Here is a 22,778-nt window from a genome sequence, read left to right on the forward strand (position 1 = left end):
CGGCCGCAACGTTTCGAACTTAGTGCGTGGGGCGGGCGAGGGCAAGCGGCGGATGCACCGCGTGCCAGCCGCGCGGTCGCGTCGCGGATGGGTACTGCTCGTGGCGGGGCGGATCAGGCCGCGAGGCGGGCGGGGCCGATCGGCTGCAACGCGGCGACGAACTGCTCGGTCGCGGCCGCCCAGGTGAACCGCCGCCCCGCCGCCGCGCAGTCGCCGCGGTCGAGCAGCAGCGCGGCGCGGATCGCTTGTCCCAGATCGTCGTGCATCGCGCCCGTCGCGGGGGTCAGCACGTCGACCGGGCCGGGGACCGGATAGGCGGCGACGGGCGTGCCGCAGGCGATCGCCTCGATCATGACGAGCCCGAACGTGTCGGTGCGGCTGGGAAAGACGAACGCGTCGGCGCTGCGATAGGCAGCGGCGAGCGCGGCGCCGGCGCGGCGACCGAGGAAGTGCGCGGACGGGTAACGCTGCGCAAGTGTCGCGAGCGCGGGGCCGTCGCCGATCACGACCTTGCTGCCCGCGACGGGGGCGGTGAGGAACGCTTCCAGGTTCTTCTCGACCGCGACGCGCCCGACGTAGAGCAGGACCGGGCCGGGCAAAGCGCGGATGCTCGCGTCGAGCGGCCCACCGGGCGTGAAGCAGTCGAGATCGACGCCGCGCCCCCACGATCGGGTGTGCGCTAGGCCGTGGCGGTGGAGTGCGTCGGCGATCGTCGGGGTGGAGACGAGCACAGCCTCGGCCGCGGCGTGGAACCAGCGGACGTATCGCCACACCCATTCGGGATCGACCCCGGTGCGCGCCGACACGTAATCGGGGAATTGCGTGTGATAGGCGGTGGTGAAGGGCAGCGCGCGCGCACCACACCAGCGCCGCGCGGCGAGCCCGAGCGGACCCTCCGTCGCGATGTGGATCGCGTCGGGCATGAACGCGGCGAGGCGGCGCCCGACCGCACCGCGCCCTGCGAGCGCGAGGCGGATCTCGGGATAGGTCGGGCACGGCAGGCTGGCAAAGGCGTCGGGCGCGATCACCAGCACGTCGTGGCCGAGCGCGAGCAGGTGCGCGCGCGTCGCCTCCAGCGTGCGCACGACGCCGTTGACCTGCGGGCGCCAGGCGTCGGTGACGATCGCGATCCGCACGCGGGTTCAGGCCGCGAGCGTGAGCGGGGCGGCGGTGGCCGCGGCGTCGCGGGCGCGGCGCGCGATCTCGTCGGCCCAGTGGAGCAGCTCCATCCGCCCGTCGTGATGTTCGACCAGCGCGGTGCATCCCTCCACCCAGTCGCCGTCGTTGTAATAAGCGACGCCCGCGATGTCGCGGATCTCAGCGGTGTGGATGTGCCCGCACACGACGCCGTCGACGCCGCGCGCGCCCGCCGCCTGCGCCACGACCTCCTCGAAGCGCGAGATGAACGCGACCGCGTTCTTGACCTTCGCCTTGGCGTGTTTCGACAGCGACCAATAGGGCATGCCGGCGCGGCGGCGGAAGGCGTTGACCCAGCGGTTCACCTCCATCAGCGCGTGATAGGCGACGTCGCCGACGTGCGCGAGCCAGGTGTGCGCGAGCGTGATCGCGTCGAACTCGTCGCCGTGGAGCACGAGCAGGCGGCGGCCGTCGGCGGTTTCGTGGATCGCCTTGCGCCGAATCTGGATGCCGCCGAAGTCGAGCCCCGCGAACTGGCGGAACATCTCGTCATGGTTGCCCGGAATGTAGATCATCCGCGTGCCGCGCCGCGCGCGCTTCATCAGCCGCCAGACGACGTCGTTGTGCGCGGCGGGCCAGTAGAACCGCTTCTTCAGCCGCCAGCCGTCGATCATGTCGCCGACCAAGTACATCGTGTCGCTGTCGACGTGGTCGAGGAAGTCGATCAACAGGTCGGCGTTGCAGCCGCGCGTGCCGAGATGAACGTCGCTGATCCATACGGTGCGATAGCGGCGGCGCGCGCGATCGGCCGCCGGGCCCTCGGGTTCGGGGCGATGCGGGCGCGATGCGGCGAAATCGAACAGGTCGGTGATGTCGGCGCCGCTGATGGGTGATGTCCCAGCACGTGGGCGCGCGATCGTTTTGACGGTCATGGCGAGGCTCTCCCGGTCGAGAAAGGCCCTAAACCGGCCATGTTACGCGCGCATCTCGGGCGCGTGACGCGGCGGCGACACCGGCGTGACGGTTCCGCGTCAGCGCGTGTGCGGCGTGGCGGCAGGCCCCGATTGTCGCACGCCTGCAACATCCCTCTGCTTAACGCGCCGCACGCGTCTCGGGGGCGTGCGGCGCGTGTTGACTCGCGTGCCGCGACGGATGAAGCGAGCGCCAACAGGAGGAATTATCATGGTTTCGTTCAAGTCCATGCTGGGTGGCGTCGCCGCGGCCGCGCTGATGACCGTTTCGACCGGCGCGGTTGCCGCGCCCGCGCCGGTGCGCGCCAACCCGGCGCAGTCGCTGTCGCTGCGCGCCGCCGCGCCCGCGGCGAAGTCGAGCCAGATCGGTGCGGCGGTGCCGACGGGCACGCTGATCAGCATCGGCATCCTGGCGGTGATCGTCGCGGTGGTGCTGGTCGCGACCGACGGCGGCAGCAACAGCGACAGCAACTAAGCCGCGTGGGGTGCCTGCTGCGGCGGGCACCCGATAGCAGAAACGGCGCGCCGGGGATGCCCGGCGCGCCGTTTCTCGTTTTCAGGGCCGGTGCGGCCAATCAGTCGAGCGTTAGCACGATCTTCCCGACATGGTCGCCCGCCTCCATGCGGCGGTGCGCGTCGGCGGCCTGCGACAGTGGGAAGGTGCGGTCCATCACCGGCTTCAGCCGGCCCGCCTCGACGTGCGGCCACACCGTCTTGTGCAATTCGTCGGCGACGAGCCCCTTGAACGCCGCATCGCGCGCGCGCAGCGTCGATCCGGTCAGCGTGAGGCGGCGGCGCATGATCTCGAAGATCGGCACGGTCGCGGTCGCGCCGCCCTGCACTGCGATCGAGACGTGGCGCCCGTCGTCCGCGAGGCATTGCATGTTGCGCGGCACGTAATCGCCGCCGACCATGTCGAGCACCGCGGCGCAGCCCTCACCGCCGGTGATTGCCTTCACCTCGGCGACGTAATCCTGCGTCTTGTAGTTGATCGCGTGATGCGCGCCGAGCGACCGCGCCGCGGCGCATTTCTCGTCCGAGCCCGCGGTCACGATGATCGTGAGCCCGAACAAATTGGCGAGCGCGATCGCCATCGTGCCGATGCCGCTGGTGCCGCCGTGGACGAGAACTGTGTCCCCCTCGACCGCGAAGGCGCGCTCGAACAGGTTGGTCCAGACGGTGAACAGCGTCTCCGGCAGCGCCGCGGCCTCGACCATCGACAGCGCCTCGGGCACGGGCAGGCACTGCGCGGCGGGGGCGACCGCATATTGCGCATAGGCACCGCCCGCGACCAGCGCGCAGACCGGCTGCCCGATCATCGCCGCGTCGACCTCGTCGCCGACCGCGACGACGTGGCCGGCGAGTTCGAGCCCAAGCGTGGAGGGCGCGCCGGGGGGCGGGGGGTAGCCGCCCTTGCGCTGGAGCACGTCGGGGCGGTTCACCCCGGCGGCGGCGACGCGGATCAGCACCTCGCCCGCGGCGGGCGTTGGGACCGGGCGCTCGACCGGGCCCAGAACCTCGGGTCCGCCCGGCGTATCCGGGTCGATCGCCAGCATCGTATCGGGCACGTCACCCATCACCGATTTCCCCCCAATTTGCGGCGGCCTTATTGACTTCGCTTTTGACAGGGTCAACGTTCATCGCCGTGGACCTGGACGATATCCTCGGTCGCCGCGGCGACGACCCGCTGACGGCATTGCTGGCCGAGGATCTCGATCGGCTGTCGGTCGCCGAGCTGGAGGCGCGCGTCGCGGCGCTGACCGGCGAGATCGCGCGCTGTCGCGCGAAGATCGACGGCGCGGTCAGCCACCGCGCCAGCGCCGACGCGCTGTTCCGGTCATGAGGGCTCCGCTCATGAGAGCCAAGATCATGAGCCGGCAACCGCGATGACCGGCCTCGTCCGCCCGCACGCGCCGATGACGGCCGCGGCGAGGCGGGCAGGCGATCGCGCAGGGGCAGGCCCGGCGTGCGCGCGGCGTGGATTGCGCCGGAGCCAATCGATCACCGTGCACGTTTATTCCAGCGATGGCGAAGAGGGCGCGCGGCTTGATGCGGCGGGCACCACTACCGACATAGGTTCAAAGGGCATCGCCTGTGCGGGCGGCGCCCGACAGGAGTAAGTAACCGATGCCTTCTTTTGCCAGCGCTCTCGAGACCACGCTGCACAAGGCGCTCGAGGCCGCGTCCTCGCGCCGTCACGAATATGCGACGCTGGAGCACCTTCTGCTCGCGTTGATCGACGACGAGCACGCCGCCCAGGTGATGGCCGCGTGCGGCGTCGACACGGGCGAGCTGAAAACCACCGTCGCGCATTACCTCGACACCGAACTGGGCGCTTTGAAGGTCGACGCGGCGACCGATCCCTCGCCGACCAGCGGGTTCCAGCGCGTCGTCCAGCGCGCGATCCTCCACGTCCAGTCGTCGGGCCGCGACGAGGTGACGGGCGCGAACGTGCTCGTCGCGCTGTTCAGCGAGCGCGAGAGCTACGCGGTCTATTTCCTCCAGCAGCAGGACATGAGCCGGCTGGATGCGGTCAGCTACATCAGCCACGGCGTTGGCAAGGGCAACGCCACCCCGGAGGCGACCAGCGTGAAGGGTGCGGAGGAAGAGAAGAAGGAAAAAGCAGAAGGCGGGAAGAAGGGCGAGAGCGCGCTCAAGCAGTTCACCGTCGACCTGAACGAGAAGGCGAAGACCGGCAAGGTTGATCCGCTGATCGGGCGTTCGGCCGAGGTCGACCGCACGGTGCAGATCCTGTGCCGCCGTTCGAAAAACAACCCGCTCTACGTCGGCGATCCCGGCGTCGGCAAGACCGCGATCGCCGAAGGGCTGGCGCGCAAGATCGTCGAGGGCGACGTGCCCGAGGTGCTGCTGCCCGCGGTGATCTACTCGCTCGACATGGGCGCGCTGCTCGCCGGCACGCGCTACCGCGGCGATTTCGAGGAGCGGTTGAAGGCGGTCGTCAACGAACTGGAGAAGATGCCCGACGCGGTCCTGTTCATCGACGAGATCCACACCGTGATCGGTGCGGGCGCAACGAGTGGCGGCGCCATGGACGCGTCGAACCTGCTCAAGCCCGCGCTGTCGGGCGGCACGATCCGCTGCATCGGTTCGACCACCTACAAGGAATTCCGCAACCACTTCGAGAAGGATCGCGCGCTGCTGCGCCGGTTCCAGAAGATCGACGTCAACGAGCCGTCGGTCGAAGACACGATCAAGATCCTCGCCGGCCTGCGCTCGGCGTTCGAATCGCATCACTCGGTCAAGTACACGCCCGAGGCGATCAAGTCGGCGGTGGAACTGTCGGCGCGCTACATCAACGATCGCAAGCTGCCCGACAAGGCGATCGACGTGATCGACGAGGTCGGCGCGATGCAGATGCTGGTGGCGCCCAACAAGCGCAAGAAGACGATCACCGCGAAGGAGATCGAGCAGGTGATCGCGACGATGGCGCGCATCCCGCCGAAGTCGGTGTCGACCGACGACAAGAAGGTGCTCGAGCATCTCGAGACCGATCTGAAGCGCGTCGTGTTCGGGCAGAATGCCGCGATCGAGAAACTGTCGAGCGCGATCAAGCTGGCGCGCGCGGGCCTGCGCGAGCCAGAGAAGCCGATCGGCAACTATCTGTTCTCGGGTCCGACCGGCGTCGGCAAGACCGAGGTCGCCAAGCAATTGTCGACCATCCTCGGCATTCCGCTCCAGCGGTTCGACATGTCAGAGTACATGGAGCGCCACTCGGTCAGCCGGTTGATCGGTGCGCCCCCGGGCTATGTCGGGTTCGACCAGGGTGGTTTGCTCACCGACGCGGTCGACCAGAACCCGCACTGCGTGCTGCTACTCGACGAGATCGAGAAGGCGCACCCGGACCTGTTCAACATCCTGTTGCAGGTGATGGACAACGGGCGCCTGACCGACCAGCACGGCAAGACGGTCGATTTCCGCAACGTCATCCTGATCATGACGACTAATGCGGGGGCGAGCGACATGGCACGCGAGACGGTCGGCTTCGGCAATCTGACCCGCGAGGGTGAGGACGAGCAGGCGGTGCAGCGGATGTTCACGCCCGAGTTCCGCAACCGGTTGGATGCGGTGGTGCCGTTCGGTTACCTGCCGCCCGAGGTCGTCGCGCGCGTGGTCGACAAGTTCATCCTCCAGCTCGAACTGCAGCTCGCCGACCGCGACGTCCACATCAAGTTGGACGACGAGGCGAAGACGTGGCTGACGACGAAGGGCTATGACAAGCTCTACGGCGCGCGTCCGATGGGCCGGTTGATCCAGGAGAAGATCAAGCAGCCGCTCGCCGAGGAACTGCTGTTCGGGAAGCTGGTCCACGGCGGCGAGGTGACGGTCAAGCTCAAGGACAATGCGCTCGCCTTCACGATCGAACCGGCGGCGCCCAAACCCAAGAAGAAGGGCGGCAAGGCGGCGACCGTCAAGGCGTGAACCGCGCCGAGCGGTGAATGAGACGAACCCCGGCCGGGGGACTGGCCGGGGTTTCGTTTTTCGGGTGGTTACTCGCTGCCGTTGTGCCGCCGGGTGGGAGGAGCGTGGGCTTGGCGACGACGATCGGGGTAGGGACGGGCGTTTGGTGAACGAGAGTTGCCCGGCCGATCAGCCGGCGAGCGCCTCGCTGAAATGGCGGCGGCACAAGGCGACGTAGCGGTCGTTGCCGCCGATCTCGGTCTGCTGCCCCTGCGCGATCGGGCGGCCGCTGTCGTCGACGCGCAGGTTCATCGTCGCCTTGCGCCCGCACGCACAGACCGATTTGATCTCGATCAGCGAGTCGGCGAGCGCGAGTAGCCGCGCCGAGCCGGGGAAGAGCTGCCCCTGGAAATCGGTGCGCAGGCCGTAGGCGAGGACGGGGACGCCGAGCCTGTCGGCGAGCCAGGCGAGTTGGTCGACCTGCGCGTCGGTCAGGAACTGCGCCTCGTCGACCAGCACGCAGGCGAGCGGCGTGACGTCGTGGCGCGCGGCGACCTCAGCGGCAATGTCGGTGGCGGTGTCGAACGGGGTCGCCGGCGCGGACAGGCCGATCCGCGAGGTGATTGTCCCCGCAGCGAAGCGGTCGTCGATCGCGGCGGTGAACAGCATCGTTGTCATGCCGCGCTCGCGATAGTTGAAGTCGGCCTGGAGCAGGTTGGTCGACTTGCCCGCATTCATGCTGGCATAATAGAAATACAGCTTGGCCACGGCCGCCCCGCGTTATTCGGCGTCGAGGTCGCGCGCGACTTCCGGGCGACGCAGCAGCGCGTCGATGTGGCTGCCCTCGTCGAAGCTCTCGTCGGCGAGGAACTTGAGCTTGGCGGCATATTTGTTCTGCACGCGGTGCGCGACCTCGCGCTGGAGATAGGCCGTGTTGGTGCGCAGCGCCTTCAGCACGGCATCCTCGTCGCGGCCGAGCAGCGGTTTCACGAACACGGTCGCGTGGCGCAGGTCGGGCGACATGCGCACCTCGGTGACGCTGACGACGTGGCGAGCGAGCGTCTCGTCGTGGACGTCGCCGCGCTGGAGGATTTCGGACAGGACATGGCGTACCTGCTCGCCGACGCGGAGCGTGCGGACCGAGCGTTCGCCCTGCTGGTCATTCATGATCGTCACCATTCATGTCGGTGTAGAAGGTCAGCCGGTTGTGCGAAGGGTCGTGCACCGCGAACTCGCGCGTGCCCCACGGCGTCGACTGCGGCGCGCCGGGGCGTGCATTCCCGAACCCCTTGTCGCGCAGCGCGGCGGCGTAGGCCGTCACGTCGTCGCACGCGATCCGCACTGCGGCACCGGGCGCCGCGTCGCCGTAATGTTCGGAGAGGTGGAGCACGCACTCACCCCGCCGCACGCCCAGGTAGAGCGGCATCCCCGGTTCGAACCGGTGTTCGAACACCAGCTCGAAGCCGAGGAAATCGAGGTAGAACGCCCGCGTGCGTGCTTCGTCGAAGCTGCGCAGCACGGGCGTGACGGGGCCGAGCATCGCCGGTTAGAGCGTGCGCTCGCGCAGCTCGACCTCGTAGGTTTCCAGATAGTCGCCCGCCTTGATGTCGGTGAAGTTCTGCGTGAACGTCACACCGCATTCCAGCCCGGCGCGGACCTCGGCGACGTCGTCCTTGAATCGACGAAGCGACGCGATCTCGCCCTGGTAGATGATGACGTCCTGGCGCGTGATACGTGCCTTGAGCGCCTTGCGGATGACACCGTCGGTGACGAGCAGACCCGCCGCGCGACCATGCTTGCCGGCCGAGAAGACCTCGCGGATCTCGGCGCGACCGACGACCGTCTCGAACGCCTCGGGCCCGAGCTCGCCCGCCATGCCGGCGCGGATCTCGTCGATGAGGTCGTAGATGACGTCGTAGTATTTCAGCGCCACCTTCTGCCGCTCGGCGATCTCGCGTGCCTTGGCGTTCGCGCGGACGTTGAAGCCGATGATCGGCGCGCCGCTGGCACCCGCCAGCGTTACGTCGCTCTCGGTGATGCCGCCGACGCCCGAATGAAGGACGCGCGCGCGGATCAGATCGGTCGAGATCTTGTTGATCGACGCGACGATCGCCTCGACCGTCCCTTGCGTGTCCGCCTTGACGACGAGCGGATATTCGATCGCCTTGTTCGCGGCGAGCGCCGAGAACATGCTCTCGAGGCTGGCGGGGGCCGAGGTGGTGCGCTTCTGCGTCAGCACGCCCTGGCGATATTCCGCCACTTCGCGCGCACGCTGCTCGTTCTCGACCACCTGCATCTGATCGCCCGCCGACGGCGTGCCGGTGATGCCCAGCACCTCGACCGGCATCGACGGTTCCGCCTTCTTGAGCTGGCGGCCCTTGTCGTCGACGATCGCGCGGACCTTGCCGCTTTCCGCGCCGACGACAAACACGTCGCCGACCTTCAGCGTGCCGCGCGTGACGAGCACGGTCGCGACCGGACCGCGGCCCTTGTCGAGCTTCGCCTCGATCACGCTGCCCTCGGCATCGCGATCGGGGTTGGCGCGCAGTTCGAGCAGTTCGGCCTGGAGCTGGATCTTCTCGATCAGCGTGTCGAGCCCGGTCTTCTTGAGCGCGGACACCTCGACGTCCTGCGTCTCGCCGCCCATTTCCTCGACCTGGACGTCGTGCTCGAGCAGACGCTCGCGCACGCGCTGCGGGTTGGCGTCGTGCTTGTCGACCTTGTTGATCGCGACGATCATCGGCTTGCCCGCCGCCTTGGTGTGATTGATCGCCTCGATCGTCTGCGGCATCAACCCGTCGTCGGCGGCGACCACCAGCACCACAATGTCGGTCACGTCGGCACCGCGCGCACGCATCGCAGTGAACGCCTCGTGGCCGGGCGTGTCGAGGAAGGTGATCTTCGACTTGTCCTTAAGCGTCACCTGATACGCACCGATGTGCTGGGTGATGCCGCCGGCTTCGCCACGCACCACATCGGTGCCGCGCAGCGCGTCGAGCAGGCTCGTCTTGCCGTGATCGACGTGGCCCATGATCGTGACCACCGGCGGACGCGGCTGCAGATCGGCCTCGGCGTCGGGGGCGGTATCGAACGCGAGATCGACGTCCGAATCCGACACGCGGACGATGTTGTGGCCGAATTCGGTCACCAGCAGTTCGGCGGTGTCCTGATCGATCGACTGCGTCATCGTGACGGGCATGCCCATCTTGAACAGCGCCTTGACCAGATCGGCACCACGCTCCGCCATACGGTTGGCGAGTTCCTGCACGGTGATGACCTCGGGCACCTGCACGTCGCGGACCTGCTTGGCCTGCGGCTCGCGCGGGCCACCGAAGCCACGCTTCTCCTTCTCACGCGCGCGCTTGAGTGCCGCGAGGCTGCGGGCGCGGGCGCCGTCCTCGTTCAGCGCGCGATTGACGGTCAGCTTGCCGCCGCGGCGCTCGTCCGACTTGCGGTCGCGCTGCGTCGGGCGCGACGGCGGCGCGGTGCGCGCGGCCATCGTGCCCGCGGGCATCGGACGCGCGGCGTTGCCGGTCGTGCCCGACGCTGCCTGCGGAGCCGCCGCCGGTGCGGGCTTGGGCTCGGGTTTCGGCTGCGGCTTGGGGATTTCGGGACGCGCGACCGGCGAGAAGCGACGCGGCGCGGGCATCGCGGGATCGCGCGCGAGTTCCACGGTCGGCCGCGGCGCGGGCGCCGGGGCAGGTGTGGGCGCGGGAGCTGGTGCAGGCGTGGGTGCGGGCGTCGGGGCCGGTGCGGGAGCCGCTGCCTCGACCGGCGCTGGCGCCGGCGTCGCTGCGGGAGCCGGGGTCGGCTCAGGCGCGGGCGGCGTTTCGCGGATCACGGGGCGGAAACCGCGCGCACCCATCGGGGTCGCGACGGTCGGGGCCGGCGCTGCCTCGGGGGCGGGCGTCGGAGCCGCCTGGGGCTTGGGCGCGGGGGTCGGCGCGGGCGCGGGTGCCGGGGGCGCTGCCTGCGCCTCAGCCTCGGCGCGACGCTTTTCCTCGGCGCGCGCGCGCTCGGCCTCGGCGGCCTGCTGACGCTCGGCTTCCTGGCGGCGACGCGTTTCCTCCAGCGCATGCATGCGCTGCTCTTCGGCCTCGCGCAGCAGGCGGGCCTGACGCTCCTGTGGCGTCTCGTTGCTCACGGCCGGGCGCTGCGGCGCGGCGGGACGCGGTGCCGCCGCCGGGGCGGGCGCGGGCGTCGGCTCGGGCGCAGCAGTCTGCTCGGGTGCCGCACCCTGCGGACCGAGCACGCGGCGACGCTTCACCTCGACCACCACCGTATTGCTACGGCCGTGGCTGAAGCTCTGCTTCACCTTGCCGGTCTCGACCGTGCGCTTCAGCCCCAGCGGCTGGCGCATTCCGAGTTTCGGCTTGTCGTTGTCGGTCTCGCTCACTCAAATTCCTCGTTCATCGTCACGGCCGTAGGCGCCAAGTTCGAGGCAAGCTCGGGACCGGGCGCCGATGCGCCTTGCGAGGCCGTTTCGCAAGGTGCCGGGATAGGATCAGGGCCGATAAAGTGCAGCCAGCGACCGAGCGCCTCGCCCAGTCGTTCGGCCGCCGCGCGGTCGGTGACGCCGATGTGTACCACATTCTCGCGGCCCAGCGCCAACGACAATATGGGGCGTTCGACGGGAAGAACCAGACCCTTCAGGTCGCTTCCCTCGCGGTCGGAGCCGACGCGCCACGCCTGCGCGAGCTTGCGCACCCCGTCGTCGCCCGCGTCAGCAGCGTGATAGAGCGCGCGAAGCTGCTGCCCGCGCGCCGCATTCTCGATCCGCTCGGCCCCCGTCAGCAGATGGCCGGCGCGCGCCTCCAGCCCCAGGCGGTCGAGTGCGTTCTTCTCCAGCGCGGTCGCGATCTGCTGCGGCAGCGTGTCGGGGACGTTGACGTCACTCGACTTGAACGCGCGCGCGAGCGCGCCGCGCAGCCGGCCCTTGGGCAGCGCCTGCTCGAGCGCGGCGCGCGTGACGCCGATCCAGGCACCGCGGCCCGGCGCCTTGGCGCGGACGTCGGGATACACCTGTCCGTCGGGGCCGAGCACGACGCGCACGAGCGCGTGCGCGGGCGCGCGTTCGCGCGTCAGGATACAGGAGCGGGTGGGGCCGTCTATCTCGGACGGGACGGGCGCCTCATGGTCGGGGTTCCGCATCAGCGTCTCCCTTGTCGGTAAGGGCGGGGGCGGGCGAGTCGCGATCGGCGATCAACTGCCCGCCCGCGCCATAGTTCTCGGTGCTGACTTCCTCGATCACGATCTGCACCGCGGCCGGGTTCTTACCCAGCCGCGTGACCAGCGAGGACGTGACATCGGCCACGATCCCCGCTTTCTGCTCCTTGGTCGCAGTGCCTGCGAGACGGATCGACACGAACGGCATCAGTCGCGCGCCGCCTCCTCGGTCGCGGGTTCCGCATCCTCGGCAGTCGCGTCGGCTGCGGGCTCGTCCTCGAACCAGTGCGCGCGCGCGGCCATGATCATCTCGTTGCCCTGCTCCTCGGTCAGGCCATAGGCGCCGAGCACGCCGCCCTTGTGTTCGGGACGCTTGGGCGCGTCGTCGTTGCGACGGCGCGGTTCCTGGCGCTTCTTCTCGATCAGCTCGTCGGTCGCGAGATCGGCGAGATCGTCGAGCGTCTTGATCCCCGCCTTGCCGAGCGTGACGAGCATCGCCTCGGTCATGTACGGCAGATCGGCGAGCGCGTCCTCGACACCCAGCGCACGACGTTCCTCGCGCTGCGCGGTCTCGCGCCGCTCGAGCGCTTCCTGCGCGCGGCTCTGCAGCTCCTGCGCGAGGTCCTCGTCGAAGCCCTCGATCCCGGCGAGCTCGTCGAGCTCGACATAAGCGACCTCTTCCAGCTCGCTGAAGCCCTCCGCGACGAGCAGCTGCGCGAGCGTCTCGTCGACGTCGAGCTCGTTCTGGAACGTGTCCGAATTCTTGACGAACTCGGCCTGGCGCTTCTCGCTCGCGTCCGTCTCGGTCAGGATGTCGATCGCCTTCGCGGTCAACTGCGAGGCGAGGCGGACGTTCTGGCCGCGGCGGCCGATCGCGAGGCTGAGCTGATCGTCGGGAACGACCACCTCGATGCGATCGTCCTCCTCGTCGATCAGCACGCGCGCGACGTTCGCGGGCTGCAGAGCGTTGACGACGAAGGTCGCGGTGTCGGGCGACCAGGGGATGATGTCGATCTTCTCGCCCTGCATCTCCTGCACGACCGCCTGGACGCGGCTGCCCTTCATGCCGACGCACGCGCCGACGGGGTCGATCGAGGAATCGTGGCTGATGACGCCGATCTTGGCGCGGCTGCCCGGATCGCGCGCGGCCGCCTTGATCTCGATGATGCCGTCGTAGATTTCGGGCACTTCCTGCGCGAACAGCTTCTTCATGAAGTCGGGATGCGCGCGTGACAAGAAGATCTGCGGCCCGCGGTTCTCGCGCACGACCTTCAGGATCAGCGAGCGGATGCGGTCGTTGACGCGCACCACCTCGCGCGGGATCTGCGCGTCGCGGCGGATCACGCCCTCGGCGCGGCCGAGGTCGACGACGATGTGGCCGAACTCGACGCGCTTGACGACGCCGGTGATGATCTCACCCGCGCGGTCCTTGAACTCTTCGTACTGACGCTCGCGCTCGGCGTCGCGGACCTTCTGGAAGATCGTCTGCTTGGCGGCCTGCGCCTGGATGCGGCCGAATTCGATCGGGGGCAGCGGATCGACCAGATAGTCGCCGATGTCGGCGCCCGCCTGGAGCTTCTGCGCGCCCGCGACGTCGACCTGCTTGTAGATGTCGTCGACCTGCTCGACCACCTCGACGACCCGCCACAAGCGCAGGTCGCCGTTATTGGGGTCGAGCTTGGCGCGGATGTCCATCTCCTGGCCGTAGCGGGTACGCGCCGCGCGCTGGATCGCGTCCTCCATCGCCTCGATGACGATGCCCTTGTCGATCATCTTCTCCGACGCGACCGAATTGGCGATCGCGATCAGTTCCGCGCGGTTCGCAGTGACGCCCGTGGCCATCTTAAGCGTTGTCCTCTTCTTCGAATTCTTCTTCTTCCGCGCCGTCTTGCGAGAGCGGAACGGTGGCGGCGATCAGCCGGTCGGTGAGCAGGAGCTTCGCGTCGGCGACCTGATCGAACCCGATCGTCATCGCCTCGTGCTTGCGCACGTCGATCGTGATCCGGTCGCCGTCGATGCCGACGAGGTCGCCGGTCAATTGCTTGCGCCCGTCGACCGGCTGGGTCAGGTGGATGCGGGCCTCGTGCCCCTTCCAGTCCTCGAAATCCTGCAGGCGGGTGAGCGGGCGGTCGATGCCGGGGCTCGACACCTCGAGCCGGTAGGCGCCGTCGATGTAATCGCGCCCGGCCGCTTCCGCCGCGTCGAGCTGATCGGAGATGCGACGCGACAGATCGCCGCAATCGTCGATCGTCAGCTGGCGCGTGTCGGGGCGTTCGGCCATCACCTGCAGCGTCCGCTCGTCGCCCTTGCCGAACAGGCGCACGCGCACCAGCGCGAAGCCAAGCGCCTCGGCCTCGGGTGCGATCATGGCAGACAGAGCGTTTACATCGTCCAAGCGGATCATCCGAACATGCGTTTCTTGCCGCCGCGGAGCCCGGCCCCGCAGCCCCTTGCACCTCGCGATGTAAGAGAAAGCACGGATGATATAGACCGATCGCGGCCGCCTCGCAAGCGGGCAAGCGTTGGCACTCGGGCTTCGTCACTGCGCGTGTGCCGGAACAACCGTGCCGCCTTCGCCTTTGTGGCGGGAGAGATATCCTTCGGGGGAACAAATCCATGCGCCTGCTCGCCTTCACCGCCGCGCTGCTCGCCTCCACCGCCTGCTCCGCCGAGCCTCAAACTCAGACGCAGATGCAGCCGCGCGCGAACGAGGCGAGCGCGCCCGCTGACGTGACGCAAGGACCGCAGGGCCCGCAGGTGGCGGGGAGCAATGCGCCGGTGCCGAAGAACGCGCCGGCACCGACCGCACGCAACGTGCCCGCGACCACGGGGCGTGCCAACATCGCCGCAACCACGCCGCCCGTCACGATCACTACGATGGGCCAGTTCGGCGACCCGTTCTCGATCGCGTTCCTGCCCGACGCGCGCCTGCTGGTGACCGAGAAGGCGGGCGCGCTCAAGCTGCGTGCCGCCGACGGGCGCGTGTCCGACATCGCGGGGGTTCCTGCGGTCGCGGGTGGCGGGCAGGGCGGTCTGCTCGATGTCGCGCCCGCGCCCGATTTCGCGACGAGCCGCACGATCTACCTGAGCTACGCCGAGCCGCGGCCGAACGGCGGGTCGAGTCTCGCCCTGATGCGCGCGCGGCTCGACGATGCCGGACTGGGCGACCAGCGCGTGATCTGGCGCGCGGGTTCGGACGGGCCGGGCGGGCAATTCGGCGCGATCATCGCCTTCGCCCCCGACGGCAAGTCGCTGTTCCTGACATCGGGCGAACGGCAGCGTTTCACGCCTGCGCAGGATCCCGAACAGGCGCTCGGCAAGATATTGCGGCTGACGCTCGACGGCGCGGCGTGGCCGGGCAATCCGATGTTCAAGGCGGGCGGGGTGCGCGCGATGACCTGGTCGAGCGGGCATCGCAATCCGTACGGCCTCGTCTTCGCGCCCGATGGTCGGTTGTGGGAGGAGGAGATGGGCCCGCGCGGTGGCGACGAGCTCAATCTGATCCAGCCGGGCAAGAATTACGGCTGGCCGCTGGTGTCGAACGGCGACAATTATTCGGGGGTCGAAATACCCGACCACCCGTCGCGCCCCGAGTTCCAGGCGCCGGTGCTGTGGTGGAACCCGGTGATCTCGCCGGGCGGGATGATCGCCTATACCGGCGCGATGTTCCCGGCCTATCGCGGGTCGCTGTTCATCGCCGGGCTGTCGAGCAAGTCGCTGGTGCGCGTCGCGGTGAACGGCGATCTGGCGCGTAGCGCCGAGCAATGGACCATGGGCGAGCGCATTCGCGACGTGGCACAGGCCCCCGACGGCGCGATCTGGGTGATCCAAGACGACGGCAAGCTGCTGCGGCTGACCCCGAAAGGCTGACGCGCGGCGCGGTGCGCCGGATCAGTCGCGCTCGATCAGGTAGTTCATCCGCGCCGCCGCGATCGGCTTCGCGCGGTCGTCCTGCCACGCGAACGCCTCGACGTTGGCGACGCGGTTGCCCAGCCGCGTGATCGTCCCCGCCGCGCGCGTCTCGCGGTCGCGCCCGCCGCGCATGAAATCGATCGTGACGTTGATCGGCTTGATCCGTCCGCCGCCTTCCTCGGCGAGCGCGTGGTGGAGCGCCGCGATCGCCGCGACCTCGAGCAGGCCGGAGATCGCGCCGCCTTGCAGGAAACCGGGGCGGCCGACGACGCCGTCGTGGAACGGCATCATCATGACGGGGGTGCCATCCTCGGCATGTTCGAGCTCGGCGCCGAGCACTGCGGCATAGGGTGGCAGCTTCACGACTGTTGCTCCGCGGCGGGCGTGGCGGTGCGCGACGGGCGCGGATATTGTCCGCTCGGGATCATGAAGGTCGCGGCGACGTGCGCGACCGGGTCATCAAGATCGCCATCGTGCGCGATCCCGCGCGTGAACGCGATCGAGCGCGCCACACGCAGGCATTCGGCGCGGCCGATCACCGTGCGGTTCGGGCGTGCGGGGCGCAGATAGTCGATCCTGAGATCGAGCGTCGCCTGCGGCACGAACACCCGGATCTGGTTCCAGATCGCGAAGCTCGTCGCCATGTCCATCATCGCGATGATCGGCCCCGACGCGATCACCCCGCTCGCCTCGTCACCGACGAGGTCGGCCGCATAGGGAAGCGCGAGTTCGATCCAGTCGTCGCCGCGGGCGTGGAAGCGGATGCCGAGCCGCCCGCCGTGCCCGCCGAAGCTGGTCACGTCGAGCTGGTCGAGCGTCATCGAGAACGGGTCCCATTTCATGTCGCGTCACCTACACGGCTGATGCGAGCGCGCAACATCGTGCGGCGGCTTGTTGCGGCGCGCGCGGCCACGCGCTAGCCGTTAAGCCGACAGACTTACGCGGGAGCCCGATCCGATGACCGACACCAAGCCACGCGAAGCGAACAACGACCGCGTTTCGATCACGGTGGCAGACGGCATCGCCGACGTTCGCCTGACGCGCGCGGACAAGATGAACGCGCTCGACCCCGCGATGTTCGCCGCGCTGGTCGACGCGATCGAGCAATTGAAGACGATGCGCGGGGTGCGCTCGGTCGTCCTGTCGGGCGAGGGGCGCGCGTTCTGCGCCGGGCTCGACATGGCGTCGATGGCGGGCGGCGGATCGGGGTTGCGGCTCGACGAGCGGACCCACGGCATCGCCAACACCGCGCAATATGTCTGCACTGGCTGGCGCGACTTGGGCGTGCCGGTGATCGCCGCGATCCACGGCGTCGCGATGGGCGGCGGGTTCCAGCTGCTGTCGGGTGCCGACATCCGCGTCGCGCATCCCGCCACGCGCATGGCGATCCGCGAGACCTATTGGGGGCTCGTCCCCGACATGGGCGGGTTCGTGCTGTGGCGCGGCACCGCGCGCGAGGACGTGCTGCGCGAACTCGTCTATACCAGCCGCGAATTCACCGCCGCGGAGGCACAGGGCTGGGGCCTCGTCACGCATCTCGACGACGATCCGCACGCCCGCGCGATGAGCATTGCGCGCGAAATCGCCGGGCGCAGCCCGAAGGCGGTGCAGGCATCGAAGCGCATCTTCAACGCGGTGCCCGACATGGACGCCGCCGCGATCCTGCTGGCGGAGAGCGAGGAACAGGTCGCGCTGATCCGCAAGCCCGAACAGGTCGAGGCGGTACGCGCCAACATGGAGAAGCGCGCGCCCGTCTTCGAGGATTGATCGCCGCGATTGTTAGGCGCGAACTTTGTGGCTAGCGCTGCCCGCGGGGAAAAGCGGAGCGGGGGCGAAAGCGGGTGAGCGAAGTGACGGGCGGCGATCACGAGCATGATCGCGCGCAGCTTGAACGCATGGCGTTCTTCTCCGACGCGGTGTTCGCGATCGCGATGACGCTGCTGGTGGTCGAAGTGAAGCTGCCGCACATTCCGCGGATGGAGGACGCGCTGCTCGCGCACGCGCTGCTGACGCTGATCCCGAGCTATATCGGCTTCCTCGTCAGTTTCCTCGTCCTCGCGCGGTTCTGGGTGTCGCATCACCTGACGCTGGGGGAAATGCGCGCGATCAGCCCGACCGTGCTCTGGGCCAATCTGTTCCTGCTGCTCGCGGTCGCGTTCACGCCGTTCCCGACCGCGATCGTCGCCGAATATGCGCAATTGCGCGTCGGCGTCGGCTTCTACGCGTTGTGGCTGATTCTGCTCGGCCTGCTCAACCAGCGGATCATCCGGCTGGCGATCCGGCACCCCAAATTGCGGCGCGACGACGCGAGCATGGCAACGCTTTCGCCGCACCTGCGCGCGAGCTGGATCCCGATGCTGATCGGCGGGCTCGCCTTCGTCGCCGGGATGATCGCGCCGCTGGCCGCGGTCGTCGTGCTCGCGGTGGGCAGCCCGATCATCACCTACGTGATGCGTCGCCGCACGCGTTGAGGGTTTGCGCGATCAGGCGGGGGGCACCCGCATCAGCTTCCCCGTCAGCGCGGCGCGAAAGTCGTCGGGGATCGCGCCTTCCTTCGGATCGGTCATGACGAGCACGGTGTCGCAGGTCGCGATCGCGCGGCCGCTTTGGTGCATCACCGCGAGGATTTCCCACGACCGCGTGCCGATCCGGCCGATCCCGGTCGCGATCTCGACATCGGCGGGGAAGCTTCCTTCCGCGAGGTAATTGACCGCATTCATCGCCACCACCGCGCGAAAACCGTCCCCGCGATTGAAGCGGCCGAGCATCCAGTTGAACCGCACCCGCGCGGTCTCGAACAAGGCGGCGAACGCGACATTGTTGATGTGCCCCATCGCGTCGAGGTCCTGGTAGCGCGTCGGCACCGTTTCGCGCACCGGATAGCTGTCGAGGTCGAGGCGGTACGGTGCGGGACGGGGCATGGCGGCTTTCTGATTGAGGGGGCGGGGGGCGCGAGCCTCGAGCCGGAGTATGGTGTCGCTGCGGATGAACGCGGCGTTGGGCGGGGACTGCCGCCCTTGTCATCGGGGGCCGGCGTTCACCGTGAGCGGTCGGGCCGGTCGGCTCCGGGCAGGCCGACGCGGGAGCAGGTCCCGCGTCGTCGGACGGGTTCGGCGTCGCCGACCCGCCGGCCGGCCTTGCGCGTGGGCGGCGCAGGGTGCGCCGGTTCCGCGCTTCGGCTCAGCGCGGTGCCATGCGGATCGCGCCGTCCAGCCGCACGTCCTCGCCGTTGACATACCCATTCTCGATCATGGTGAGCGCGAGGCTGGCGTATTCGGGCGGGTTGCCGAGCCGCTTGGGGAAGGGGACCTGCGCGCCCAACGCATCCTTCACGTTCTGCGGCGCGGCGGCGAGGAGCGGGGTGTTGAAGATGCCGGGCAGGATCGTGTTGACGCGAATTGCCTCGCCCATCAGGTCGCGCGCGATCGGCAGCGTCATGCCGACGACGCCGCCCTTCGACGCCGAATAGGCCGCCTGGCCGATCTGCCCGTCCTCGGCCGCGACGCTGGCGGTGTTGATGATGACGCCGCGGTCGCCGTCTTCCAGCGGATCGAGGCTCATCATCCCCGCCGCCGCTTTCGCGATGCAGCGGAACGTGCCGACGAGGTTGATCTGGATGATCATGTTGAACGCGTCGAGTGGGAAATGCTTGATCGAGCCGTCTTCTTTCGAGCGGCTGGCGGTCTTGATCGCGTTGCCCGTGCCCGCGCAGTTGACGAGGATACGCTCCTGACCGATCGCCGCGCGCGCCTTCTCGAACCCGGCGTCGACCGATGCCTCGTCGGTGACGTTGACCTTGCAGAACACGCCGCCCAGTTCGGCGGCGACCGCCTCGCCCTTGGCTTCGTTCAGGTCGAACAGCGCGACCTTGACGCCCTTCGCCGCCAGCGCGCGCGCGGTCGCCTCGCCCAGGCCCGAGGCGCCGCCGGTGATGACCGCAGAAATGGTGTTGTCGAGTTTCATGATGTCCCCTTCCTGAATTTCACGCAGCCGCGTCGACGCGCTCGATAATGGTGACGTTCGCGACGCCGCCGCCCTCGCACATCGTCTGCAGTGCGTATTTCCCGCCGCGGCGTTTGAGTTCGTGCACCAGCGTCGCCATCAGCTTCGTGCCCGACGCGCCGAGCGGATGGCCGAGTGCGATCGCGCCGCCGTTGACGTTCAATTTGTCCGGGTCGGCGCCGGTGTGCTTGAGCCACGCCATCGGCACGGGCGCGAACGCCTCGTTGACCTCGTACAGGTCGATGTCGTCGATCGAGAGCCCGGCGCGGCTGAGTGCCTTGTCGGTCGCGAACAGCGGCTCCTCGAGCATCACGACCGGGTCGCCCGCGGTAACGGTCAAATTGACGATGCGCGCGAGCGGGGTGAGCCCGTATTTCTCGACCGCCTCGCCGCTCGCGATCAGCACCGCCGACGCGCCGTCGCAGATCTGGCTGGAGGACGCCGCGGTCAGCACGCCCTTGTCGGACAATAGCTTGACCCCCGCCATGCTCTCCGCGCTCGCGTCGTAGCGGATGCCCTCGTCCTTGTCGTGGTGGGCGTTACCCTCGGGCGTCTCGACCTCGATCGGCACGATCTCGTCGGCGAAGCGGTTCGCTTGCGTTGCGGCGATCGCCTTCTGGTGCGAGCCGAGCGAGTAGGCGTCGGTGTCCTCGCGCGAGAAGCCGTATTTGCGCGCGATCATCTCGGCGCCGACGAACTGGCTGAACTGGATGCCGGGATATTTTTCCTCCAGACCCGGCGACTTGTTCTTGCCGAGCCCGGCGTCGTAGAACAGCTTGAAGGTCGAGCCCATCGGCACCCGCGTCATGCTTTCCACGCCCGCCGCGATCACCACGTCCTGCGTCCCCGACATCACCGCCTGCGCCGCGAACTGGATTGCCTGCTGCGATGAGCCGCACTGGCGGTCGATCGTGACCGCGGGGGTCGATTGCGGCAGCCGCTTGGACGCGAGCACGGCGTTGCGCCCGACCTGTCCCGCCTGCTCGCCGCCCTGGCTGACGCAGCCCATCACGACGTCGTCGACCGCCTCGGGCGGGATGCCGCTGCGCTCGACCAACGCGTCGAGCACGTGTGCGGCCAAGTCGACCGGATGGACGCCCGCGAGCTTGCCGCCGCGCCGCCCCCCGGCGGTGCGCACTGCGTCGACGATAAAAGCCTCGGCCATCTTCCGCGTCTCCATAACAGATGTTATCCCGGTGCTTAGTTACGCAAATTGACGCGGACGGCAAGAGCGGAGACGGTGCGAATGGATGTGACACAGGCGATCGCGGCGCGGCGTTCGGTGCGCGGGTACCTCGACCGCGCGGTCGACCCGGCACTGCTCAAGGACATCGCGATCAAATCGGCGCGCGCGGCGACCGGCGGCAACATCCAGCCGTGGCACGTCGACATCGTCCACGGCGAGACGATGCGGCGGCTGAAGGAAATCATGGCGGGCAAGACCGCGCGGCGCGAAACTGAGACGCCGGGTTATGACATCTATCCGAAGGAGATGGACGATCGCTATCGCCAGCGCACCTTCGCGATCGGCGAGGAGATGTACGGCCGGCTGGGCATCCCACGCGAGGACAAGCGCGCGCGCGCGATCTGGTTCGCGCGCAATTTCCAGTTCTTCGGCGCGCCCGCGGCCTATTTCGTCACGGTCGACCGCCGGATGGGGCCGCCGCAATGGTCCGACCTCGGCATGTATCTGCAGAACCTGATGCTGCTGGCGGTTGAACACGGGCTCGCCACCTGTCCGCAGGAATGCTGGGCGGTGTTCCCGCAGACGATCGAGGCGTTCCTGGAGACGCCGGCGGAGCGGATGCTCTTTTGCGGGGTTGCGATCGGATATGAGGATGCCGACGATCCCGCCAATCTGACGCGCTCGACCCGCGCGCCGGAGGAGGAGTGGTTGACCGTTCGGGCTTGAGCGGGCGCCGCCGCGGATCTCGTGTGGCGATGTTGACGTAGACCGCACCCGGTGGCGCCTAGCCTCAGTTCGTGGCCGTGGGAGCGCTTGCGCTTCGGTGATCTGCCGTGGCGCTAGGCTAGCAGGAAAAGCCGATCAGCCGCCGAGCGCCGCCGAGATACGCGCGAAGGGTACGCTGAGCGCGACATAGAGCTGCGAGGCGAGCAGATAGGCGCCGCCGCCGGTCGCCGCGGTCAGCGCCGCGAATTGCAGCGCCGAGGAGATGCGGCGGCTCCGCTCCGCCTGCATCGCGGGGGAAAGCGCGGGGCGATCGCGCGCGGGACCGCGGCGCTCGATGGCCGCAGCCTGCCCGGGGCGCTGCGCGAGCCGCGGTTCGTTGACGAGCGCCGACGCGCTGACCGGATCCTGCGTGCGGATACCGACCCGGCCGTCGCGAACCCAGCCGACGCGCCCGATGATGATCAAGGTGCCGCGCCGCACGTCGACGTAACTGCCGACCTTCATCGCCGCGGTGCTGGAGATGACGATCGATTTGGGCGCGACTTCGTGGATGCACGCATCGGCCCAGGCCGTGCCGACATTGATGCGGCAGGGCACGAGAACGGCAGTGGTCGTGTTCGTCTTCATGCCGTACCCCTGCGATGCTTCTAAGACATCGGCGGGGGAGCGGCACCCGGTCTTCTTTACAGTTCGGTTGCGTATGTTTGCGCGGGAAATGTGCTGGGGCAACGCCTCGACCCTGCGACGTGACATCGGTTGCGGTCCCTGGAACGCTCGGGGCAGGAGGGACGCGGTGATCGACGTGCGCGAGTGGTGCCCCCGGCGAGATTCGAACTCACGGCCTGCGGTTTAGGAAACCGTCGCTCTATCCGGCTGAGCTACGGGGGCACTGCGCACCGTGCGTATCGCGATCGGGCGGCTTAATCAATCGAGCCGGCGCGTTCGCGTCATCGGCGCGAGCGCCGCGTGGGGTCCCGAGGGTAGTGCGGTGCGGGGAAGCGGCGAGCGGACCGGCATATCGTCCGTCAGACGATCCGCCGGTGCGCGCGCCATCACGCCTTCTTGAGTGATTCCGGCTTGTGCGCCGCCTTCGAACCACTGTCGGTCTTCACGATGTATTGCGGGTCGTCCTTCGACGCCTTCACCGTGTGGCTCTTGATCTTGGTATCGCTGGTCTGCTTCTTCTCGACGGTGCCGTGCGCTTCGCCGCCGTGCGATTTCCAGGTGACCTCGTCACCCTTGTGCAGTTCCTTCGCCAT

Annotated in this window: 25 protein-coding genes and 1 tRNA gene; 7 read left to right on the forward strand and 19 right to left on the reverse strand. The window is 68.7% G+C overall.

The features are described 5' to 3' along the window. Positions 1 to 113 precede the first annotated feature (113 nt). Positions 114 to 1,136: a glycosyltransferase family 4 protein gene (locus tag KZ810_RS01630; RefSeq protein ID WP_219767255.1), complete on the reverse strand. Its 1,023-nt coding sequence runs from the start codon at positions 1,134 to 1,136 to the stop codon at positions 114 to 116. Between the two features lie 6 nt (positions 1,137 to 1,142). Beyond that, positions 1,143 to 2,069, reverse strand: coding sequence for a UDP-2,3-diacylglucosamine diphosphatase (locus tag KZ810_RS01635; protein ID WP_219767256.1), 927 nt, complete (start codon positions 2,067 to 2,069; stop codon positions 1,143 to 1,145). A 250-nt stretch (positions 2,070 to 2,319) separates the two neighbouring features. Between KZ810_RS01635 and KZ810_RS01640 the strand changes: the two genes are divergently transcribed. Further along, positions 2,320 to 2,583 carry a hypothetical protein gene (locus KZ810_RS01640; RefSeq protein ID WP_219767257.1) on the forward strand — a complete coding sequence of 88 codons (264 nt, stop codon included), beginning with the start codon at positions 2,320 to 2,322 and terminating at the stop codon, positions 2,581 to 2,583. A 100-nt stretch (positions 2,584 to 2,683) separates the two neighbouring features. Here KZ810_RS01640 and KZ810_RS01645 read toward each other — a convergent pair whose 3' ends face one another. Then, positions 2,684 to 3,685 (reverse strand): NAD(P)H-quinone oxidoreductase, encoded by a 1,002-nt coding sequence (locus KZ810_RS01645; RefSeq protein WP_219767258.1) that lies wholly within the window; start codon positions 3,683 to 3,685, stop codon positions 2,684 to 2,686. 68 nt (positions 3,686 to 3,753) lie between these two features. Here KZ810_RS01645 and KZ810_RS01650 point away from each other — a divergent pair, with 68 nt between their 5' ends. Together KZ810_RS01650 and clpA are read left to right on the forward strand one after the other, a co-directional pair. Then, a complete protein-coding gene (locus KZ810_RS01650) occupies positions 3,754 to 3,951 on the forward strand; it encodes a DUF1192 domain-containing protein (protein WP_219767259.1) in 198 nt (65 codons plus the stop codon). Positions 3,952 to 4,235: 284 nt separating this feature from the next. Continuing rightward, positions 4,236 to 6,548 (forward strand): ATP-dependent Clp protease ATP-binding subunit ClpA, encoded by a 2,313-nt coding sequence (gene clpA / locus KZ810_RS01655; protein WP_219767260.1) that lies wholly within the window; start codon positions 4,236 to 4,238, stop codon positions 6,546 to 6,548. Positions 6,549 to 6,716: 168 nt separating this feature from the next. Here clpA and KZ810_RS01660 read toward each other — a convergent pair whose 3' ends face one another. The 8 genes from KZ810_RS01660 to rimP are packed head-to-tail and all read right to left on the reverse strand — an operon-like array spanning position 6,717 to position 14,097. Beyond that, positions 6,717 to 7,295, reverse strand: coding sequence for a thymidine kinase (locus KZ810_RS01660; protein WP_219767261.1), 579 nt, complete (start codon positions 7,293 to 7,295; stop codon positions 6,717 to 6,719). Positions 7,296 to 7,307: 12 nt separating this feature from the next. Continuing rightward, positions 7,308 to 7,694, reverse strand: a complete 387-nt coding sequence (gene rbfA, locus KZ810_RS01665; RefSeq protein WP_219767262.1) for a 30S ribosome-binding factor RbfA — start codon at positions 7,692 to 7,694, stop codon at positions 7,308 to 7,310. After that, positions 7,687 to 8,067 carry a bleomycin resistance protein gene (locus KZ810_RS01670; protein WP_219767263.1) on the reverse strand — a complete coding sequence of 127 codons (381 nt, stop codon included), beginning with the start codon at positions 8,065 to 8,067 and terminating at the stop codon, positions 7,687 to 7,689. Before KZ810_RS01670 ends, rbfA begins: the two co-directional genes overlap by 8 nt. A 6-nt stretch (positions 8,068 to 8,073) precedes the next feature. After that, positions 8,074 to 10,923, reverse strand: a complete 2,850-nt coding sequence (gene infB, locus KZ810_RS01675; protein ID WP_219767264.1) for a translation initiation factor IF-2 — start codon at positions 10,921 to 10,923, stop codon at positions 8,074 to 8,076. Then, positions 10,920 to 11,678: a DUF448 domain-containing protein gene (locus tag KZ810_RS01680; RefSeq protein WP_258044279.1), complete on the reverse strand. Its 759-nt coding sequence runs from the start codon at positions 11,676 to 11,678 to the stop codon at positions 10,920 to 10,922. The genes infB and KZ810_RS01680 overlap by 4 nt, the downstream gene beginning before the upstream one ends. Then, the gene (locus tag KZ810_RS01685) at positions 11,659 to 11,901 is read right to left on the reverse strand and encodes a tautomerase family protein (RefSeq protein WP_219767265.1); all 243 of its coding nucleotides are present in this window, start codon (positions 11,899 to 11,901) and stop codon (positions 11,659 to 11,661) included. The genes KZ810_RS01680 and KZ810_RS01685 overlap by 20 nt, the downstream gene beginning before the upstream one ends. After that, the gene (nusA, locus tag KZ810_RS01690) at positions 11,901 to 13,535 is read right to left on the reverse strand and encodes a transcription termination factor NusA (protein WP_219767266.1); all 1,635 of its coding nucleotides are present in this window, start codon (positions 13,533 to 13,535) and stop codon (positions 11,901 to 11,903) included. Before nusA ends, KZ810_RS01685 begins: the two co-directional genes overlap by 1 nt. 1 nt (position 13,536) lies before the next feature. Then, complete coding sequence (gene rimP / locus KZ810_RS01695; protein WP_219767267.1) at positions 13,537 to 14,097, reverse strand: ribosome maturation protein RimP; 561 nt, start codon at positions 14,095 to 14,097, stop codon at positions 13,537 to 13,539. 212 nt (positions 14,098 to 14,309) lie between these two features. On the opposite strand from rimP, the gene KZ810_RS01700 reads away from it, so the two are divergent. After that, the gene (locus tag KZ810_RS01700) at positions 14,310 to 15,563 is read left to right on the forward strand and encodes a PQQ-dependent sugar dehydrogenase (protein ID WP_219767268.1); all 1,254 of its coding nucleotides are present in this window, start codon (positions 14,310 to 14,312) and stop codon (positions 15,561 to 15,563) included. Positions 15,564 to 15,584: 21 nt separating this feature from the next. On the opposite strand, the gene KZ810_RS01705 is transcribed toward KZ810_RS01700, so the two are convergent. Next, positions 15,585 to 15,968 carry a PaaI family thioesterase gene (locus KZ810_RS01705; RefSeq protein WP_174191958.1) on the reverse strand — a complete coding sequence of 128 codons (384 nt, stop codon included), beginning with the start codon at positions 15,966 to 15,968 and terminating at the stop codon, positions 15,585 to 15,587. Next, entirely contained in the window at positions 15,965 to 16,447 is a 483-nt protein-coding gene (locus KZ810_RS01710; protein WP_258044281.1) for a PaaI family thioesterase, read from the reverse strand. The genes KZ810_RS01705 and KZ810_RS01710 overlap by 4 nt, the downstream gene beginning before the upstream one ends. A gap of 115 nt (positions 16,448 to 16,562) precedes the next feature. Between KZ810_RS01710 and KZ810_RS01715 the strand changes: the two genes are divergently transcribed. Beyond that, positions 16,563 to 17,372, forward strand: coding sequence for a crotonase/enoyl-CoA hydratase family protein (locus KZ810_RS01715; RefSeq protein WP_219767269.1), 810 nt, complete (start codon positions 16,563 to 16,565; stop codon positions 17,370 to 17,372). 74 nt (positions 17,373 to 17,446) lie between these two features. After that, on the forward strand, positions 17,447 to 18,076 hold the full coding sequence (locus KZ810_RS01720; protein WP_308461464.1) for a TMEM175 family protein: 630 nt from the start codon (positions 17,447 to 17,449) through the stop codon (positions 18,074 to 18,076). Between the two features lie 12 nt (positions 18,077 to 18,088). Here KZ810_RS01720 and KZ810_RS01725 read toward each other — a convergent pair whose 3' ends face one another. The 3 genes from KZ810_RS01725 to KZ810_RS01735 all read right to left on the reverse strand — a co-directional run bounded on the left by KZ810_RS01725 (position 18,089) and on the right by KZ810_RS01735 (position 20,772). Next, positions 18,089 to 18,526, reverse strand: a complete 438-nt coding sequence (locus KZ810_RS01725; protein ID WP_219767270.1) for an acyl-CoA thioesterase — start codon at positions 18,524 to 18,526, stop codon at positions 18,089 to 18,091. Positions 18,527 to 18,785: 259 nt separating this feature from the next. Then, positions 18,786 to 19,568 carry an SDR family NAD(P)-dependent oxidoreductase gene (locus KZ810_RS01730; RefSeq protein ID WP_219767271.1) on the reverse strand — a complete coding sequence of 261 codons (783 nt, stop codon included), beginning with the start codon at positions 19,566 to 19,568 and terminating at the stop codon, positions 18,786 to 18,788. A 19-nt stretch (positions 19,569 to 19,587) separates the two neighbouring features. Then, positions 19,588 to 20,772, reverse strand: a complete 1,185-nt coding sequence (locus tag KZ810_RS01735) for an acetyl-CoA C-acetyltransferase (RefSeq protein ID WP_219767272.1) — start codon at positions 20,770 to 20,772, stop codon at positions 19,588 to 19,590. 81 nt (positions 20,773 to 20,853) lie between these two features. Here KZ810_RS01735 and KZ810_RS01740 point away from each other — a divergent pair, with 81 nt between their 5' ends. Beyond that, the gene (locus tag KZ810_RS01740) at positions 20,854 to 21,519 is read left to right on the forward strand and encodes a nitroreductase (protein WP_219767273.1); all 666 of its coding nucleotides are present in this window, start codon (positions 20,854 to 20,856) and stop codon (positions 21,517 to 21,519) included. A gap of 135 nt (positions 21,520 to 21,654) precedes the next feature. On the opposite strand, the gene KZ810_RS01745 is transcribed toward KZ810_RS01740, so the two are convergent. From KZ810_RS01745 to KZ810_RS01755, 3 genes are all read right to left on the reverse strand, one after another. Next, the gene (locus KZ810_RS01745; RefSeq protein WP_219767274.1) at positions 21,655 to 22,146 is read right to left on the reverse strand and encodes a hypothetical protein; all 492 of its coding nucleotides are present in this window, start codon (positions 22,144 to 22,146) and stop codon (positions 21,655 to 21,657) included. A gap of 184 nt (positions 22,147 to 22,330) precedes the next feature. Next, a tRNA-Arg gene (locus KZ810_RS01750) sits at positions 22,331 to 22,407 on the reverse strand. Between the two features lie 164 nt (positions 22,408 to 22,571). Continuing rightward, the gene (locus tag KZ810_RS01755) at positions 22,572 to 22,778 is read right to left on the reverse strand and encodes a hypervirulence associated TUDOR domain-containing protein (RefSeq protein ID WP_219767275.1); all 207 of its coding nucleotides are present in this window, start codon (positions 22,776 to 22,778) and stop codon (positions 22,572 to 22,574) included.

The organism is Sphingomonas citricola (genome assembly GCF_019429535.1).
Taxonomy (GTDB): Bacteria; Pseudomonadota; Alphaproteobacteria; order Sphingomonadales; family Sphingomonadaceae; genus Sphingomonas; species Sphingomonas citricola.

Excerpts from the sequence above, each read along its gene's own strand:
- KZ810_RS01735 (WP_219767272.1), bottom strand. The coding sequence starts at position 20,772 with ATGGCCGAGGCTTTTATCGTCGACGCAGTGCGCACCGCCGGGGGGCGG.
- KZ810_RS01730 (WP_219767271.1), bottom strand. The coding sequence starts at position 19,568 with ATGAAACTCGACAACACCATTTCTGCGGTCATCACCGGCGGCGCCTCG.
- KZ810_RS01740 (WP_219767273.1), top strand. The coding sequence starts at position 20,854 with ATGGATGTGACACAGGCGATCGCGGCGCGGCGTTCGGTGCGCGGGTAC.
- KZ810_RS01670 (WP_219767263.1), bottom strand. The coding sequence starts at position 8,067 with ATGCTCGGCCCCGTCACGCCCGTGCTGCGCAGCTTCGACGAAGCACGC.
- KZ810_RS01755 (WP_219767275.1), bottom strand. The coding sequence starts at position 22,778 with ATGGCGAAGGAACTGCACAAGGGTGACGAGGTCACCTGGAAATCGCAC.
- KZ810_RS01725 (WP_219767270.1), bottom strand. The coding sequence starts at position 18,526 with ATGCCCCGTCCCGCACCGTACCGCCTCGACCTCGACAGCTATCCGGTG.
- nusA (WP_219767266.1), bottom strand. The coding sequence starts at position 13,535 with ATGGCCACGGGCGTCACTGCGAACCGCGCGGAACTGATCGCGATCGCC.
- clpA (WP_219767260.1), top strand. The coding sequence starts at position 4,236 with ATGCCTTCTTTTGCCAGCGCTCTCGAGACCACGCTGCACAAGGCGCTC.
- rbfA (WP_219767262.1), bottom strand. The coding sequence starts at position 7,694 with ATGAATGACCAGCAGGGCGAACGCTCGGTCCGCACGCTCCGCGTCGGC.
- KZ810_RS01635 (WP_219767256.1), bottom strand. The coding sequence starts at position 2,069 with ATGACCGTCAAAACGATCGCGCGCCCACGTGCTGGGACATCACCCATC.
- KZ810_RS01700 (WP_219767268.1), top strand. The coding sequence starts at position 14,310 with ATGCGCCTGCTCGCCTTCACCGCCGCGCTGCTCGCCTCCACCGCCTGC.
- KZ810_RS01640 (WP_219767257.1), top strand. The coding sequence starts at position 2,320 with ATGGTTTCGTTCAAGTCCATGCTGGGTGGCGTCGCCGCGGCCGCGCTG.
- rimP (WP_219767267.1), bottom strand. The coding sequence starts at position 14,097 with ATGATCCGCTTGGACGATGTAAACGCTCTGTCTGCCATGATCGCACCC.
- KZ810_RS01745 (WP_219767274.1), bottom strand. The coding sequence starts at position 22,146 with ATGAAGACGAACACGACCACTGCCGTTCTCGTGCCCTGCCGCATCAAT.
- KZ810_RS01715 (WP_219767269.1), top strand. The coding sequence starts at position 16,563 with ATGACCGACACCAAGCCACGCGAAGCGAACAACGACCGCGTTTCGATC.
- KZ810_RS01680 (WP_258044279.1), bottom strand. The coding sequence starts at position 11,678 with ATGCGGAACCCCGACCATGAGGCGCCCGTCCCGTCCGAGATAGACGGC.
- KZ810_RS01645 (WP_219767258.1), bottom strand. The coding sequence starts at position 3,685 with ATGGGTGACGTGCCCGATACGATGCTGGCGATCGACCCGGATACGCCG.
- KZ810_RS01685 (WP_219767265.1), bottom strand. The coding sequence starts at position 11,901 with ATGCCGTTCGTGTCGATCCGTCTCGCAGGCACTGCGACCAAGGAGCAG.
- KZ810_RS01710 (WP_258044281.1), bottom strand. The coding sequence starts at position 16,447 with ATGAAATGGGACCCGTTCTCGATGACGCTCGACCAGCTCGACGTGACC.